Source organism: Xylanimonas ulmi, from assembly GCF_004216535.1.
In the GTDB taxonomy this organism is placed as follows: Bacteria; Actinomycetota; Actinomycetes; order Actinomycetales; family Cellulomonadaceae; genus Xylanimonas; species Xylanimonas ulmi.
Window position 1 is genome coordinate 1,647,604 of sequence record NZ_SGWX01000001.1, and the last position, 16,266, is coordinate 1,663,869.

Consider the following 16,266-nt stretch of genomic DNA (forward strand, 5'->3'; position numbering starts at 1 on the left):
GCGGGGTCTTTCGTGAAGGGTGTCCGGCGGCGTCCTACTCTCCCACCCCGTCTCCAGGGCAGTACCATCGGCGCTATAGGGCTGAGCTTCCGGGTTCGGAATGGGACCGGGCGTTTCCCCTATGCTATGACCGCCGTAACAGTGTCGAGTTGTTCGGGGTGCCCCCTCGTGTCCCTCACGTGTGTGGGGGTGGGGGGTGGTTGCCCGTGACTCGGGAACCGCACAGTGGACGCGTCGCATGTAAGTGTGTGTGTGTGTTGAAGTTGTCGGCTGATTAGTACCGGTCAGCTGCGGCAGTCGTTGGTCCTGCCTTCCACATCCGGCCTATCTACCCAGTGGTCTCGCTGGGTGCCTTCAGACCCGAGGGTCTTGGAAACCTCATCTTGAAGCAGGCTTCCCGCTTAGATGCTTTCAGCGGTTATCCTTCCCGAACGTAGCTAACCAGCGGTGCACTTGGCAGTACAACTGGCACACCAGAGGTTCGTCCGTCCCGGTCCTCTCGTACTAGGGACAGCCCTTCTCAAGTTTCCTGCGCGCGCAGCGGATAGGGACCGAACTGTCTCACGACGTTCTAAACCCAGCTCGCGTACCGCTTTAATGGGCGAACAGCCCAACCCTTGGGACCTACTCCAGCCCCAGGATGCGACGAGCCGACATCGAGGTGCCAAACCATGCCGTCGATATGGACTCTTGGGCAAGATCAGCCTGTTATCCCCGGGGTACCTTTTATCCGTTGAGCGACGGCGCTTCCACAAGCCACCGCCGGATCACTAGTCCCGACTTTCGTCCCTGCTCGACCTGTCGGTCTCACAGTCAAGCTCCCTTGTGCACTTGCACTCGACACCTGATTGCCAACCAGGCTGAGGGAACCTTTGGGCGCCTCCGTTACATTTTGGGAGGCAACCGCCCCAGTTAAACTACCCACCAGGCACTGTCCCTGGTCCGGATCACGGACCGAGGTTAGATGTCCGAAGCAGTCAGAGTGGTATTTCAACGTTGACTCCACCCGAGCTGGCGCCCGGGTCTCATAGTCTCCCACCTATCCTACACAAACTGCGCCGAACACCAATACCAAGCTATAGTAAAGGTCCCGGGGTCTTTCCGTCCTGCTGCGCGTAACGAGCATCTTTACTCGTAGTGCAATTTCGCCGAGCTCGCGGTTGAGACAGCGGAGAAGTCGTTACGCCATTCGTGCAGGTCGGAACTTACCCGACAAGGAATTTCGCTACCTTAGGATGGTTATAGTTACCACCGCCGTTTACTGGGGCTTAAATTCTGAGCTTCGCTTGCGCTGACTCGTCCTCTTAACCTTCCAGCACCGGGCAGGCGTCAGTCCGTATACATCGTCTTGCGACTTCGCACGGACCTGTGTTTTTAGTAAACAGTCGCTTCTCCCTGGTCTCTGCGGCCCTCCCCGCTTCCCCCAGCTAGTGGGTTGACGGTTCGGGCCCCCCTTCTCCCGAAGTTACGGGGGCATTTTGCCGAGTTCCTTAACCACGATTCGCTCGATCGCCTTGGTATTCTCTACCTGACCACCTGAGTCGGTTTGGGGTACGGGCGGCTAGGACCTCGCGTCGAGGCTTTTCTTGGCAGCTGAGGATCACCCGTTTCCCGCATACGCGGTCACTGTCAGCTCTCACCCGTGGTGGTGTGCGGATTTGCCTACACACCGGGCTACGGCCTTGGACGTGGTCTACCATCGCCACGCCGGGCTACCTTCCTGCGTCACCCCTGTTAACACGCTTACCTACTGCCCGATCGGGTCACGCGCCGCCCGCGCCGGTGCCGGCCGAAGCCGGCGGTGGCGCGCTTGGGGCGTTTAGCATCTCGAGGTTCGGTATGGGCGGTCCTTCGCCGGTAGGAGAATATCAACTCCTTGTCCATCGACTACGCCTGTCGGCCTCGCCTTAGGTCCCGACTTACCCAGGGCGGATTAACCTGGCCCTGGAACCCTTGGTCATTCGGCGGACGGGTTTCTCACCCGTCATTCGCTACTCATGCCTGCATTCTCACTCGTGTGGTCTCCACCGCTGGGTCACCCCGCGGCTTCACCGCCCACACGACGCTCCCCTACCCAGCACAGCCCCTGAACCAACGACCACAAGGGTCGCGGCTTGGGTGTCGCTGCGCTGCCACGGCTTCGGCGGTGTGCTTGAGCCCCGCTACATTGTCGGCGCGGAATCACTTGACCAGTGAGCTATTACGCACTCTTTCAAGGGTGGCTGCTTCTAAGCCAACCTCCTGGTTGTCTGTGCAACTCCACATCCTTTCCCACTGAGCACACGCTTAGGGGCCTTAGCCGGTGATCTGGGCTGTTTCCCTCTCGACTACGGAGCTTATCCCCCGCAGTCTCACTGCCCCGCTTAAACTTACCGGCATTCGGAGTTTGGCTGACGTCAGTAACCTGGTGAGGCCCATCGGCCATCCAGTAGCTCTACCTCCGGCAAGAAACACGAGACGCTGCACCTAAATGCATTTCGGGGAGAACCAGCTATCACGAAGTTTGATTGGCCTTTCACCCCTAACCACAGGTCATCCCCCAGGTTTTCAACCCTGGTGGGTTCGGCCCTCCACGACGTCTTACCGTCGCTTCAGCCTGCCCATGGCTAGATCACTTCGCTTCGGGTCTAGACCCGGCGACTATGGGCGCCCTGTTCGGACTCGCTTTCGCTACGGCTTCCCCACACGGGTTAACCTCGCCACCGAGCACTAACTCGCAGGCTCATTCTTCAAAAGGCACGCCGTCACCCCTGCAAAGGAGGCTCCGACGGATTGTAGGCACACGGTTTCAGGTACTATTTCACTCCCCTCCCGGGGTACTTTTCACCTTTCCCTCACGGTACTAGTCCGCTATCGGTCACCAGGTAGTATTTAGGCTTAGCGAGTGGTCTCGCCAGATTCACACGAGATTTCACGGGCCCCGTGCTACTTGGGATCCCGTCCACCAGGCCGCACCATTTCGTCTACGGGACTGCCACCCTCTACGGTCCGGTATTCAACCCGGTTCGACTATGACACGGCTTTCTGACTGGCTGGAGAGGTGTCAGCCCCTCCCAGACGGTCCCACAACCCCGTGACGGCAACGCCTGACAGCTTTCACACCGCCACGGTTTGGCCTCATCCGCTTTCGCTCGCCACTACTCACGGAATATCTCTTCCTGCCGGTACTGAGATGTTTCACTTCCCGGCGTTCCCCCCACACACCCTATATATTCAGGTGTGGGTACCCGCACATGACTGCGGGTGGGTTCCCCCATTCGGACATCCTCGGATCACAGCTCGTTTGCCAACTCCCCGAGGCTTATCGCAGGCTACGACGTCCTTCTTCGGCTCCTGGTGCCAAGGCATCCACCCTGTGCCCTTAAAAACTTCAACAAAAATACGATCACACTACAGAGACATTCAGGGACGGCCACCCCAAGGGCGACCGCCGTATGAACATCTTGGATGCTCGCGTCCACTGTGCAGTTCTCAAGCTACGGACGACCCGCCAGACCCAGCGCGCCCACCCCCACAAACCTGGGAGGCGGTACGACACCACCAGCGACCCGCTACAGAGCACAACCCCCACCAACGAACCACCCACCCCCACCAGACCCCACACCCCCCAACCCCGCCCCACCCACCCCACCAGGGGAGGACGAGCACGAAACCAGGAGGCCCAGAGCCCACCAGGGGAGCCAGGCGGCCCCGCGGCGATTGCCTCAGGACCCAACAGTGCGCTCACGAGCCAACCCAGATCACCGACCAGCGTTCCCACCCCACCACCACCACCACACCCCACAGGACAAGCCCACAGGACACGACGACGGCGACCAGGCGTACTGGACAGGCCAACGACCCGAACCGACTCAACAGTCAACGTTCCACCCAGAGCACCACCACCAGCACACTCGGCCGGCGCGTGGTCCACCATGGACGCCCCCCACCCAGACCCGAAGGCCCCAGACGGCGGACGCCGGTGAGCTCCTTAGAAAGGAGGTGATCCAGCCGCACCTTCCGGTACGGCTACCTTGTTACGACTTAGTCCCAATCGCCAGTCCCACCTTCGACCACTCCCCCCACACAAGGTGGTTGGGCCATGGGCTTCGGGTGTTACCAACTTTCGTGACTTGACGGGCGGTGTGTACAAGGCCCGGGAACGTATTCACCGCAGCGTTGCTGATCTGCGATTACTAGCGACTCCGACTTCATGGGGTCGAGTTGCAGACCCCAATCCGAACTGAGACCGGCTTTTTGGGATTCGCTCCGCCTTACGGCATCGCAGCCCTCTGTACCGGCCATTGTAGCATGCGTGAAGCCCAAGACATAAGGGGCATGATGATTTGACGTCATCCCCACCTTCCTCCGAGTTGACCCCGGCAGTCTCCCATGAGTCCCCGGCATAACCCGCTGGCAACATGGGACGAGGGTTGCGCTCGTTGCGGGACTTAACCCAACATCTCACGACACGAGCTGACGACAACCATGCACCACCTGTGCGCCGACCTTGCGGAGACGCCATCTCTGACGCTGTCCGGCGCATGTCAAGCCTTGGTAAGGTTCTTCGCGTTGCATCGAATTAATCCGCATGCTCCGCCGCTTGTGCGGGCCCCCGTCAATTCCTTTGAGTTTTAGCCTTGCGGCCGTACTCCCCAGGCGGGGCACTTAATGCGTTAGCTGCGGCACGGGAACCGTGGAATGGCCCCCACACCTAGTGCCCAACGTTTACGGCATGGACTACCAGGGTATCTAATCCTGTTCGCTCCCCATGCTTTCGCTCCTCAGCGTCAGTGACTGCCCAGAGACCTGCCTTCGCCATCGGTGTTCCTCCTGATATCTGCGCATTCCACCGCTACACCAGGAATTCCAGTCTCCCCTACAGCACTCTAGTCCGCCCGTACCCGATGCAAGCCCGAGGTTGAGCCTCGGGATTTCACACCAGACGCGACAGACCGCCTACGAGCTCTTTACGCCCAATAATTCCGGACAACGCTTGCGCCCTACGTATTACCGCGGCTGCTGGCACGTAGTTAGCCGGCGCTTCTTCTGCAGGTACCGTCACTTGCGCTTCTTCCCTGCTGAAAGAGGTTTACAACCCGAAGGCCGTCATCCCTCACGCGGCGTCGCTGCATCAGGCTTTCGCCCATTGTGCAATATTCCCCACTGCTGCCTCCCGTAGGAGTCTGGGCCGTGTCTCAGTCCCAGTGTGGCCGGTCGCCCTCTCAGGCCGGCTACCCGTCGAAGCCTTGGTAGGCCATCACCCCACCAACAAGCTGATAGGCCGCGAGCCCATCCCCCACCGAAAAACTTTCCAACGCCCACCATGCGGCAGACGCTCATACCCGGTATTAGACCCCGTTTCCAAGGCTTATCCCGAAGTGGAGGGCAGGTTGCTCACGTGTTACTCACCCGTTCGCCACTGATCCACCCCGAAGGGCTTCACCGTTCGACTTGCATGTGTTAAGCACGCCGCCAGCGTTCGTCCTGAGCCAGGATCAAACTCTCCGTAAAAGAAAACATCAACCCCCACCACCCCAAAAGGCGGCCAGAGCCAACAACCATACGGTTCGTCCAACACTGACAGAACCAAGCTGAACTGCTTGATCATGTCCAAAGGAATCCTCACGAGCCAACCCACAAGGGCCAACCCGACAAGGGATAAAAATTTGGCATTGACTATCAAACGCACTGTTGAGTTCTCAAACAACCGACGCACACCATCAAGACCAGCCCATTCCGACCGGCCCCATCCGGGGCAACCCTTCAACCTTACCTGGTCTCTCTCGGCCTGTCCAATCGGCCCTTGCGAGCCAGTGAACTTTCCGGTGAGACGCCAGGCCCACTCCCCGGCGGCGAGCCGCTCGTGTGAAGGTGAGTGGTGTGGCTGCCCGGTCGGTCCGGCCACCTCGCGGTGTCCGTTCCCCGTTCCGGGCGACGTCCGAGAACATTACACGCGGTTCCCGGTGGCGCCAAATCGAGCGGCGCCGCCGCGCCACCGGGAGCGTTTGCGCAGGTCAGCGCACTACTGCGTCGCGGCGACCGCGAGCGTGCGCTTGCCGCGGCGCAGCACGGCGTAGCGGCCGTGCAGCAGGTCCCCCGGTTCGAGCGCCTGCTCGGCCGACGTCACCTTCGCGTTGTTGACGTACGCCCCGCCCTCACCGATCGCTCGACGCGCGGCCGCCTTGGAGTCCACGAGCCCGCTGCCGACGAACGCGTCGACCACCAGGTCTCCCGGCTTCGCCGTCGTGCGCGGCAGCTCCGCGACGGCGCCGCGCAGCGTCGCCTCGTCCAGGTCGCGCAGGTCGCCACGGCCGAACAGCGCCTGGCTCGCGAACACGACGGCGTCCGTGGCCGCCTGGCCATGGATCAGCGTCGTCAGGTCGCCGGCCAGCGCGCGCTGCGCCTCGCGGGCGAACGGGCGCTGCTCGACCTCCTGGGCGAGCGCCTCGATCTGCTCGCGCGTGCGGAAGGTGAACACCTTGAGGTAGTGCACGACGTCGTCGTCGGCGGTGTTGAGCCAGTACTGGTAGAAGGCGTACGGGCTCGTCAGCTCGGGGTCGAGCCACACCGCGCCGCCCTCGGACTTGCCCATCTTGGACCCGTCCGACTTGGTGATGAGCGTCGTGGCGAGCGCGTGCACCGCAGCCTGCTCGGTCTTGCGGATCAGCTCGACGCCCGACAGCAGGTTGCCCCACTGGTCGTTGCCGCCCATCTGCAGCGTGCAGCCGTGACGGCGGAAGAGCTCCGCGTAGTCCATGCCTTGCAGGATCTGGTAGCTGAACTCGGTGAAGCTGATGCCCTCGTCCGAGGCGAGCCGCCGCGCCACGATGTCCTTCGAGAGCATCGTGCCGAGGCGGAAGTGCTTGCCGACGTCGCGCAGGAAGTCGATCGCGCTCATCGGCGCGGTCCAGTCGAGGTTGTTGACCATGACGGCCGCGTTCGGCCCCTCGAAGTCGAGGAACGGCTCGATCTGGCGCCGGATGTTCTCGACCCAGCCCGCCACGACCTCGCGCGAGTTCATCGCGCGCTCGGTCGTCGGGCGCGGGTCGCCGATGAGCCCCGTCGCCCCGCCCACGAGCGCGAGCGGCCGGTGGCCGGCTTGCTGCAGGCGGCGCATGTTGAGCAACTGCACCATGTGGCCCACGTGCAGGCTCTGCGCTGTCGGGTCGAAGCCCACGTAGTAGGTGATCGGTCCCTCGGCCAGCGCGGAGCGCAGCGCGGCCTCGTCGGTGGTCTGCGCCACCAGGCCGCGCCACTGCAGCTCGTCGAGAATGTCGGTCACCGTGGTACTCCTCGCAATGGTCCTGCGGCCCGGTCCGGCCGCCCGCCCTAGTCTGCCCGACGACGACGCCCCGCCCCAGCGCGTTTCACATCGCGACGCTCACCGGCGGCGCGGCGAGACAGGGCGGTAGGCCGATACGGTCGGCTCCCCCACCAGCCACGACCGCCACGGGTACAGGTCGGCTCGTCCCCCCTCGCCGCCCACGCCGACGCGCGGGCCCGTGGCGACGGCGCCGCGCTCGCGGTCGACCGGGAGCGTCATGACGAGGGGCGCGCGCGGGTCGGTGAGGTCGGCGCCGTCGTCGGACAGGTCGAGCGCCAGCGCGACGGTCAGCCGGGCGGGCCCGCGCGCGAGCTGTCGGTCGGAGTCGCAGACGCCGACGGCGACCCGCCGGGCGCGCGCCAGGTCCGCGCCCGCGACGACCTCGCCCGCGCGCAGCAGCACCGCGGCGGCGCGGCCGACCGGCCCGCAGACCACGTTGACGCAGTGGTGCAGGCCCAGGTGCCGGTAGACGTAGAGGCGGCCCGGCTCGCCGAACATCGTCGCGTTGCGTCGGGTGCGGCCGCGGTAGGCGTGCGAGCCCGGGTCGTCGGCGCCGTCGTACGCCTCGACCTCGGTCAGGCGGAGCGCCACCACGCCCGCCTCGGTGCGGCGCACCAGGCACGCGCCCAACAGGTCGCGTGCGACGTCGCGCACGTCGCGCGCGTACCAGGCGCGCCCAGGCACGTCCCATGGGCTGACGTCCGTCGTGGTCACGGCTGGACGTTACGTCGCCGGGACCCGGCTCGGCCACGTCAGCACCCGGCCGACGCCGTCGAGCCGGACGTCGGCCCGCTCACGGGTGCGCTCACGCCCGTAGTGCGTGGCCTCCTCAACCATCCACGCGACCCAGTGCGCGCGCTCGGCGCGCCCGTCGCGTGCCAGGCCGCGCCGCAGGCGCTCGGCGTCGTCGGCCTCGACCCACAGCAGCAGGCGCGCGTGCGCGTCGACGCCGCGCGCCCCGGCGCCGCACCCCTCGACCACGACGAACGGAGCGCGGGGAACCTCATGCTCCTCGGCGTACGCCCCCGCGGCCCAGTCGTAGCGGCGGTAGCGGCCGGGCCGACCCGCCGCGAACGGTGTGAGCACCCACTGCGCCAAGCGCGCCGCGCCGCCGTCGGGGCCCGCCTCCCAGCCCTCGTACAGGTCGTCCAGGTGGACGGCCGGGGCCGGGCCGCCCGTCCCGTCGCCCAGGCGCGCGGTGAGCTGGGCGGCCAGCGTCGTCTTGCCCGAGCCGGCCGGGCCGTCCACGACGACGAGCAGCGGCACGTCGCGCGGCACGGCGGCGCGGGCGGCGCGCGCGAGCGCCGTCAGGGCGGCGAGGACCGGGGCGCTGACCGTCATGCCGGGACCGCGCTCACCCCTGCGCCCAGAAGCGGTACTCGGTGGCGCGCTCCTTCGCGGACTCCAGCTGCTCGGCCACGCGCGCCGGGGCCGTGCCGCCGACAGCGTCGCGCGAGGCGACCGATCCCGCGACGCTGAGCACCGCGCGCACCTGCGGCGTCAGGTGCTCGCTGATCGCGGCGAGGTCGGCGTCGGACAGGTCCCACAGCTCGACGCCGCGCTCCTCGCACGCCTTGACGCAGGCGCCGGCGACCTCGTGGGCGACGCGGAACGGGACGCCCTCGCGCACCAGCCACTCGGCGATGTCGGTCGCGAGCGAGAAGCCCTGCGGGGCGAGCTCGGCCATACGGGCCGTGTCGAACGAGAGCGTGCGGACCATGCCCGCGAAGGCCGGCAGCAGCACGGTGAGGGTGTCGACCTGGTCGAAGACCGGCTCCTTGTCCTCCTGCAGGTCGCGGTTGTAGGCCAGCGGCAGGCCCTTGAGCGTGGCGAGCAGGCCCGTGAGGTCGCCGATGACGCGGCCGGCCTTGCCGCGCGCGAGCTCGGCGATGTCGGGGTTCTTCTTCTGCGGCATGATGCTCGACCCCGTGGAGTAGGAGTCGTCGAGGCGGACAAACCCGAACTCCTTGGTGTTCCAGAGGATGACCTCCTCGGCGAACCGGGACAGGTCGACGCCGAGCATCGCCGCGACGAACGCGAACTCGGCCACGACGTCGCGCGCCGCCGTGCCGTCGATCGAGTTCTCGACCGGGCCGTCGAAGCCCAGGTCGGCGGCGACGGCGGCCGGGTCGAGGCCGAGCGACGATCCCGCGAGCGCCCCCGAGCCGTAGGGGCTGCGCGCGGCGCGCACATCCCAGTCGATGAGCCGGTCGACGTCGCGCAGCAGCGGCCACGCGTGCGCGAGCAGGTGGTGGGCCAGCAGGACCGGCTGCGCGTGCTGCAGGTGTGTGCGCCCGGGCATGACGGCGTCGCCCGCCGCCTGGGCCTGGGCGATGAGCTCGTCGACGACGGTGAGCGCCTGCCCCGCGATGGTGCGCGCCTGCTCGCGCAGGTACAGGCGCACCAGCGTGGCGATCTGGTCGTTCCGCGAGCGCCCCGCCCGGAGCTTGCCGCCCAGCTCGGCGCCCGCACGCTCGATGAGGCCGCGTTCGAGCGCGGTGTGCACGTCCTCGTCATCGGGGGCGGGACCGAAGGCGCCCGCCGCGACGTCGGCGGCGAGTTGGTCGAGGGCCGCGCTCATGGCGTCGAGCTCGGCGTCGGACAGCAGGCCGGCGCGGTGCAGCACCTTGGCGTGGGCCTGCGAGCCGCGGATGTCGTAGGGCGCGAGCCGCCAGTCGAAGTGCGTGGAGCGCGACAGCGCGACGAGCTCGGGCGACGGGCCTCCCGCGAAGCGGCCGCCCCACAGCGCGACGGCGGGCTGCGCGGCGGGCTGGGTGCCAGACCCGGCGTCGGGGGCGGTCTCGGGGGTGTCGTTCTCGGACATGGTGGCCTTCCGGGTGCGGATCGGGCGGTGCGCGTGGGTGGGCGTCAGGACGGGGTCGCGAGCGACAGGAACCGCTGGGCGAGCTCCTCGCCGCCGTCGGGGTCGCGGGAGATCACGAGGATGGTGTCGTCGCCGGCGATGCACCCCAGCACCCCGGGGAACAGCGAGTGGTCGATGGCCGAGCCGAGGAAGTTGGCGGCGCCCGGCGGGGTGCGCAGCACGACGAGGTTGGCCGACGCCTCGGCCGAGACCAGCAGGTCGGCGAGCAGGCGGCCCAGGCGCGCGGCGAGGTACTCCCCGTCCTGGTCGGCCTGGACGCTGCGGTCGCCGCCCTCCCCCGGCACGGCGTAGACCAGGCCGCCGGCCGCCGTGCGGACCTTCTCGGCCCGCAGTTCGATGAGGTCGCGCGAGAGCGTCGCCTGGGTGACGGACAGGCCCTCCTCGGCCAGCAGGCGGGCCAGCTCGGACTGCGAGTGCACGGCGCCGCGGCGCACCAGGTCGACGATGCGCGCCTGGCGCGCCGCCTTGGTCAGCGGGGCGACCGCGCCGTCGCTCATCGTCGCACCCCCGCTCGCGCGGGGCTCATCGCTGCTCCAGCAGCCAGGCCAGCAGCGCCTTTTGAGCGTGCAGGCGGTTCTCCGCCTCGTCGAACACGACGGACTGTGGCCCGTCGATGACGTCGCCGGTGATCTCCTTGCCGCGGTAGGCGGGCAGGCAGTGCAGCACGACGGCGTCAGGTTTGGCGTGGGCCAGCAGCGCGGCGTCGAGCCGGAACGGCACGAACGGCCGCGACCTCTCCTCCGCCTGCGCCTCGGCGCCCATCGACACCCACGTGTCGGTCGCGACGGCGTCGGCGCCCGCGACCGCCTCGACCGGGTCGGTGGTCACCGTGACCGATCCGCCGGTCTGCGCCGCGATCTCACGCGCCCGGGCGACGATGGCGCCGTCGGGCAGGTAGCCCTCGGGGCCGCCGACGCGCACGTGCAGGCCCGCGGTCGCCCCGCCCAACAGGTAGCTGTTGGCCATATTGTTCGCGGCGTCGCCCACGTAGGCGAAGACCTGGCCGGGCAGCGCGCCGACGCCGCCGCGATGCTGGGCGACCGTGAGCAGGTCGGCGAGGATCTGGCACGGGTGGAAGCCGTCGGTCAGCGCGTTGACCACCGGCACGCGCGACACCGCGGCCATCTCCTGGATGCGGTCGTCGCCGAAGGTGCGCCACACGATGGCCGAGACCATGCGCTCAAGCACATGCGTCGTGTCGGCGATCGACTCGCGCACGCCGATCTGGGCCAGATTGCCGTCCACGACCAACGGAAAGCCGCCGAGCTCGGCGATGCCCGCGGCGAACGACACCTGGGTGCGCAGCGTCGGCTTGTCGGTGATGAACGCGACCGCGAGCGGGCCGGACAGCGGCTGGCGCACGAACCGGTCGTCGCGGAACGCCATCGCCAGGTCGAGCACCTGCCGCTGCTCGGCGGGCGAGAGGTCGTCGTCGCGCAGGAGGTGGCGCACGGTCATCGTTGCTCCTTGGGGGTCTCGACAGGCTCGACCGGCGCGGTCGGCTCGACCGGCGCGGTCGGCTCGGCCAGCGTGGTCGGCTCGACCGGCGTGGTCAGGGTGGCGAAGAACCGCGCGGCCTCGCGCGCCTGGTCGGGCGAGAGGATGAGCGGCGGGGCGAGGCGGATCGCGTCGGGCGCGACGGGGTTGACGATCAGCCCCGCCTCGAGCGCGGCGGCCGCGACCTGCGCCGCGACCGGCTCGTGCAGCGCCACGGCCAGCAGCAGCCCGCGACCGCGGACCTCGCGCACCAGCGGCGAGGCGCACATCTCGATCTCCTCGCGCAGCAGCGCTCCGACCTCGCGGACGTTCGCGAGCAGGCCGTCGCGCTCGATGACGCCGATCGTCGCGAGCGCCGCGGCCGCCGCGACCGGGTTGCCGCCGAACGTGGACCCGTGCTGCCCGCGGCCCAGCAGCGTCGCGGCGCGCTCGCCGTAGGCGATGACCGCGCCGACGGGGAACCCGCCGCCGAGCCCCTTGGCCAGGGTGACGACGTCGGGCACGACGCCGCCGCCGACCTCGGGGTGCTGGTAGGCGAACCAGGCGCCGGTGCGGCCCATGCCGGTCTGCACCTCGTCGAGCACCAGCAGCGCGCCGGCGTCGGACGTGAGGCGGCGGGCGTGCGCGAGGTAGCCGGGCGGCAGCGGGCGCACGCCCCGCTCGCCCTGCAGCGGCTCGACGACGAGCGCGGCGACAGGCCCGCGCTCGGCGACTGCGGCGGTTGAGAACGCCTCGTCGAGCGCGGCGGTGTCGCCGAACGGGATGTGCTCGACGCCGCCGGGCAACGGCTCGAACGGCTCCTTGTAGGCGGCCTTGGCGGTGAGCGCGAGCGCGCCCATCGAGCGGCCGTGGAACGCGCCCTCGAGCGCGAGCACGCGGCCCACCTGACCGTCCGGGCGCACGCGACGGGTCATCTTGAACGCGGCTTCGAGCGCCTCGGTGCCCGAGTTGGTGAGGAACACGCGCGAACCGGCGGGCGCGTGGGCCAGCCGCAGCAGCGTCTCGGCGAGGGCGATCTGAGTGGGCGTGCCGAAGAAGTTCGAGACATGTCCGAGCGTGCCCCACTGCGCGCTGATGGCGGCGGTGAGCGTGGGGTGCGCGTGACCGAGCGCGTTGACGGCGATGCCCGCGAGCAGGTCGAGGTAGCGCCTGCCGTCGGCGTCCCACACGTAGCAGCCCTCGCCGCGCACCAGCACGCGCTGCGGCGGGCCGAAGGTGTCCATGACGGCGTGGGAGTAGCGGTCGGTCCAGGCCGCGGACGAGACGGCCTCGACGGGGGCGCCCTCGGTGACGAGGGCGAGCAGGTCGCTCATGCGGGGTCCTTCGCGGGAGTGTGGGGCGGGTCCGGCACGACCATCGTGCCGTTGCCGCGCGTGGTGAAGACCTCGAGCAGCACCGAGTGCGGCTGGCGGCCGTCGATCACCGTCGCCGCCGGCACCCCGCCGTCGACGGCCCGCAGGCACGCCTCCATCTTGGGGACCATGCCCGACTCGAGCGACGGCAGCAGGGCGGCGAGCTCGCTCGCCGTGATGCGCTCGACCAGCGAGGACCGGTCGGGCCATGAGGTGTAGAGCCCCTCGACGTCGGTGAGCACGATGAGCTTCTTGGCGCCGAGCGCGACCGCGAGCGCCGAGGCCGCCGTGTCGGCGTTGACGTTGAGCACCTGCGTGGGGTCGGCGACGTCGGGCGCGACCGTGGAGACCACCGGGATGCGTCCCGCCGCGAGGATGTCCTGGACCGCCGAGGGGTCGACGCCGGTGACGTCGCCGACCAGGCCGACGTCGACCGGCTCGCCGTCGACGACGGCGACGCGGCGCGTGGCCTGGAACAGGCCGCCGTCCTCCCCCGAGAGCCCCACGGCGAGCGGGCCGTGGGCGTTGACCAGGCCCACGAGCTCGCGCCCGACCTGGCCTGTGAGGACCATCCGGACGACCTCCATGGCGGCGGGCGTGGTGACGCGCAGGCCGCCGCGGAACTCGCTGGGGATGTTCAGGCGCGCGAGCATCGCGTTGATCTGGGGGCCGCCGCCGTGCACGACGACGGGGCGCAGGCCCACCTGGCGCAGGAACACCATGTCCTGCGCGAAGGCGGCCTTGAGCGACTCGTCGACCATGGCGTTGCCGCCGTACTTGACCACGACCAGGGCGCCGGAGAACTCCTGGAGCCACGGCAGGGCCTCGAGCAGCACCTCGGCCTTCTGCTCGGGGCGCAGGTCGGTGCGGGTGTCGAACACGAAGTCGCTCATGACGAGTACGCGCTGTTCTCGTGCACGTAGTCGTGCGTGAGGTCGTTGGTCCACAGCGTGACCTCGGCGTCCCCGGCGTGCAGGTCGACCTCGACGGTGACCTCGCGCGCCGCGGCCAGGTCGACGAGCTCGCGCGGCTCGCCCACGCCGCCCGCGCGGCAGACCTGGACGCCGTTGACCGCCACGTCGAGCGCGAGGGCGTCGAAGGGCGCGACCTGCGGCGGGACCGTGCCGACCGCCGAGAGCACGCGTCCCCAGTTGGGGTCGTTGCCGAAGATGGCCGCCTTGAACAGGTTGGAGCGCGCGACCACCCGGGCGACGGCGAGCGCGGCGTCCTGGGTGGAGGCGTTGCGCACCGTGATGGCGATGTCGTGGCTGGCGCCCTCGGCGTCGGCGACGAGCTGACGCGCGAGGTCGGCGCAGGCCGTGGTGACGGCCCCAGCGAGCTCGTCTGGCGTCGGCGTGCGGCCGCTCGCCCCGCTGGCCAGGAGGATGACGGTGTCGTTGGTCGACATGCAGCCATCGGAGTCGACGCGTTCGAACGTGGCGGCGGTCGCCGCCCGCAGCGCGGCGTCGGCCGTCGCGGCGTCGACGTCGGCGTCGGTGGTCAGCACGCACAGCATGGTCGCCAGACCCGGGGCGAGCATGCCCGCGCCCTTGGCCATGCCGCCGACGCTCCAGCCCGCCTCCTGGACGAGGGTCTGCTTGGCGACCGTGTCGGTGGTCATGATCGCGTGCGCCGCGGCGTCCCCGCCGTCGTCGGCGAGCGCGCCCACCGCGGCGTCGACGCCGGGCAGCAGCCGGTCCATGGGCAGGCGGACGCCGATGAGGCCCGTGCTGCACACGAGCACGTCGCCCGCGCCCACGCCGTCGGCGCCACCGACGCCCGCGGCGCCGAGCGCGGCAGCCGTGTGCTCGGCCGTGCGGTGAGTGTCCGCGAAGCCCTCGGGGCCGGTGCACGCGTTGGCGCCGCCCGAGTTGAGCACGACGGCGCGCGCGGCGCCGTCCGCGACGGCCTGGCGCGTCCAGACCACGGGGGCGGCCTGCACACGGTTGGAGGTGAGCACCGCGGCCGCGACGCGTCGGGGGCCGGTGTTGACGACGAGCGCGACGTCGGGCTTACCCGACACCTTGAGGCCGGCGGTGACGCCGGACGCCCGAAATCCCGCGGGGGCGGTGATGGTCACGGTGCGACTCCTTCGGTGATCAGGCCGGCCGTCTCGGGCAGGCCGAGCGCGAGGTTGAGCGACTGGACGGCCCCGCCCGCGGTGCCCTTGACGAGGTTGTCGATGGCGGTGACCGTCACGACGCGCCCGGCGGCGGCGTCGACCGCGACCTGGATGAGCGCGGTGTTGGCGCCCAGCGTCATCGCGGTGGTGGGCCACTGGCCCTCGGGCAGCAGGTGGACGAACGGCTCGTCGGCGTAGGCCCGCTCCCAGACGTCCCGGACGGCGTCGGCAGCGGTGGCGGGGTCGAGGCCGGGCGCCAGGCGCGCGGTCGCGGTCGCGAGGATGCCGCGCGCCATGGGCACGAGCGTGGGGGTGAAGCTCAAGGTGACGTCCTCGGCGCCGGCGACGGCGAGGTTCTGCCGGATCTCGGGGATGTGCCGGTGCGTGCCGCCGACGGCGTAGGGGGCCGCGGAGCCGAGCGCCTCGGAGGCCAGCAGGTGCGTCTTGAGCGCCTTACCCGCGCCCGAGTACCCGTTGGCGAGCACGGCCACGAGGTCGCGCGCCTCGACGATCCCGGCCGCGACGCCTGGCTGCAGGCCCAGCGTGACGGCCGTGACGTTGCACCCCGGCACGGCCACCCGCGTCGCCCCGTGCAGCACGTCGCGCTGGCGGCCGGTCACCGCGCCGCCGCTCGCGTGCAGCAGCTCGGGCAGGCCGTAGGGCCAGGAGCCCGCGTGCGGGCTCCCGTAGAACTGCTCCCACGCGGCGGGTGAGGTGAGGCGGTGGTCGGCTCCGAGGTCGAGCACGAGGACGTCGTCGGGAAGCTGCGCGGCGATCGCCCCCGAGGCGCCGTGCGGCAGCGCGAGCACGACGACGTCGTGCCCCGCGAGCGCCTCGACGCTCGTCGGCGCGAGCACGCGGTCGGCGAGGGATCGCAGGTGCGGGTGGAGGCTGCCGAGGCTCGCGCCCGCGTTGGAGTGCGCGGTCAGGGCGCCGACGGCAAGATGGGGGTGGTTCGCGGCGAGGCGGAGGAACTCTCCTCCCGCGTAACCCGACGCGCCGGCGACGGCGACCCGGGCACGCTGCGTGCTGGTCATATGCATGACTATACATACCCATGCATAGAAACGACGTGCGCTGGCGCGGGCGTCTCACACCGCGAACC

10 protein-coding genes and 3 rRNA genes are annotated in these 16,266 nt (G+C 69.2%); all 13 read right to left on the bottom strand.

Annotated features, from left to right (window positions below; translation table 11 throughout):
• Window positions 1-21: 21 nt before the first annotated feature.
• Window positions 22-138, bottom strand: a 5S ribosomal RNA gene (gene rrf / locus EV386_RS07585).
• A 116-nt stretch (window positions 139-254) separates the two neighbouring features.
• A 23S ribosomal RNA gene (locus tag EV386_RS07590) occupies window positions 255-3,375 on the bottom strand.
• 599 nt (window positions 3,376-3,974) lie between these two features.
• Window positions 3,975-5,493 (bottom strand): 16S ribosomal RNA (locus EV386_RS07595).
• Together the 16S, 23S and 5S rRNA genes form the textbook arrangement of a ribosomal RNA operon.
• A gap of 511 nt (window positions 5,494-6,004) precedes the next feature.
• Window positions 6,005-7,264, bottom strand: coding sequence for a tyrosine--tRNA ligase (tyrS, locus tag EV386_RS07600; RefSeq protein WP_130413785.1), 1,260 nt, complete (start codon window positions 7,262-7,264; stop codon window positions 6,005-6,007).
• A 99-nt stretch (window positions 7,265-7,363) separates the two neighbouring features.
• On the bottom strand, window positions 7,364-8,020 hold the full coding sequence (locus EV386_RS07605) for a DNA-3-methyladenine glycosylase (protein WP_130413787.1): 657 nt from the start codon (window positions 8,018-8,020) through the stop codon (window positions 7,364-7,366).
• A gap of 9 nt (window positions 8,021-8,029) precedes the next feature.
• A complete protein-coding gene (locus EV386_RS07610) occupies window positions 8,030-8,647 on the bottom strand; it encodes a uridine kinase family protein (RefSeq protein WP_130413789.1) in 618 nt (205 codons plus the stop codon).
• A gap of 13 nt (window positions 8,648-8,660) precedes the next feature.
• Window positions 8,661-10,130, bottom strand: a complete 1,470-nt coding sequence (argH, locus tag EV386_RS07615; protein ID WP_242607877.1) for an argininosuccinate lyase — start codon at window positions 10,128-10,130, stop codon at window positions 8,661-8,663.
• 44 nt (window positions 10,131-10,174) lie between these two features.
• Window positions 10,175-10,687 (bottom strand): arginine repressor, encoded by a 513-nt coding sequence (locus EV386_RS07620; RefSeq protein ID WP_130413791.1) that lies wholly within the window; start codon window positions 10,685-10,687, stop codon window positions 10,175-10,177.
• Between the two features lie 25 nt (window positions 10,688-10,712).
• Entirely contained in the window at window positions 10,713-11,648 is a 936-nt protein-coding gene (gene argF, locus EV386_RS07625) for an ornithine carbamoyltransferase (protein WP_130413793.1), read from the bottom strand.
• Window positions 11,645-13,000, bottom strand: a complete 1,356-nt coding sequence (locus EV386_RS07630; protein WP_130413795.1) for an acetylornithine transaminase — start codon at window positions 12,998-13,000, stop codon at window positions 11,645-11,647. The genes argF and EV386_RS07630 overlap by 4 nt, the downstream gene beginning before the upstream one ends.
• Entirely contained in the window at window positions 12,997-13,932 is a 936-nt protein-coding gene (gene argB, locus EV386_RS07635) for an acetylglutamate kinase (protein WP_130413797.1), read from the bottom strand. The genes EV386_RS07630 and argB overlap by 4 nt, the downstream gene beginning before the upstream one ends.
• Window positions 13,929-15,119 (bottom strand): bifunctional glutamate N-acetyltransferase/amino-acid acetyltransferase ArgJ, encoded by a 1,191-nt coding sequence (gene argJ / locus EV386_RS07640; protein ID WP_130413799.1) that lies wholly within the window; start codon window positions 15,117-15,119, stop codon window positions 13,929-13,931. The genes argB and argJ overlap by 4 nt, the downstream gene beginning before the upstream one ends.
• Window positions 15,116-16,204, bottom strand: coding sequence for an N-acetyl-gamma-glutamyl-phosphate reductase (gene argC, locus EV386_RS07645; RefSeq protein ID WP_130413801.1), 1,089 nt, complete (start codon window positions 16,202-16,204; stop codon window positions 15,116-15,118). The genes argJ and argC overlap by 4 nt, the downstream gene beginning before the upstream one ends.
• Between the last annotated feature and the right edge of the window lie 62 nt (window positions 16,205-16,266).

Bases quoted from the DNA above. Each gene is read 5' to 3' on its own strand.
- EV386_RS07610 (WP_130413789.1), bottom strand. From the start codon at position 8,647: ATGACGGTCAGCGCCCCGGTCCTCGCCGCCCTGACGGCGCTCGCGCGC.
- argH (WP_242607877.1), bottom strand. From the start codon at position 10,130: ATGTCCGAGAACGACACCCCCGAGACCGCCCCCGACGCCGGGTCTGGC.
- EV386_RS07620 (WP_130413791.1), bottom strand. From the start codon at position 10,687: ATGAGCGACGGCGCGGTCGCCCCGCTGACCAAGGCGGCGCGCCAGGCG.
- argF (WP_130413793.1), bottom strand. From the start codon at position 11,648: ATGACCGTGCGCCACCTCCTGCGCGACGACGACCTCTCGCCCGCCGAG.
- EV386_RS07630 (WP_130413795.1), bottom strand. From the start codon at position 13,000: ATGAGCGACCTGCTCGCCCTCGTCACCGAGGGCGCCCCCGTCGAGGCC.
- argB (WP_130413797.1), bottom strand. From the start codon at position 13,932: ATGAGCGACTTCGTGTTCGACACCCGCACCGACCTGCGCCCCGAGCAG.
- argC (WP_130413801.1), bottom strand. From the start codon at position 16,204: ATGCATATGACCAGCACGCAGCGTGCCCGGGTCGCCGTCGCCGGCGCG.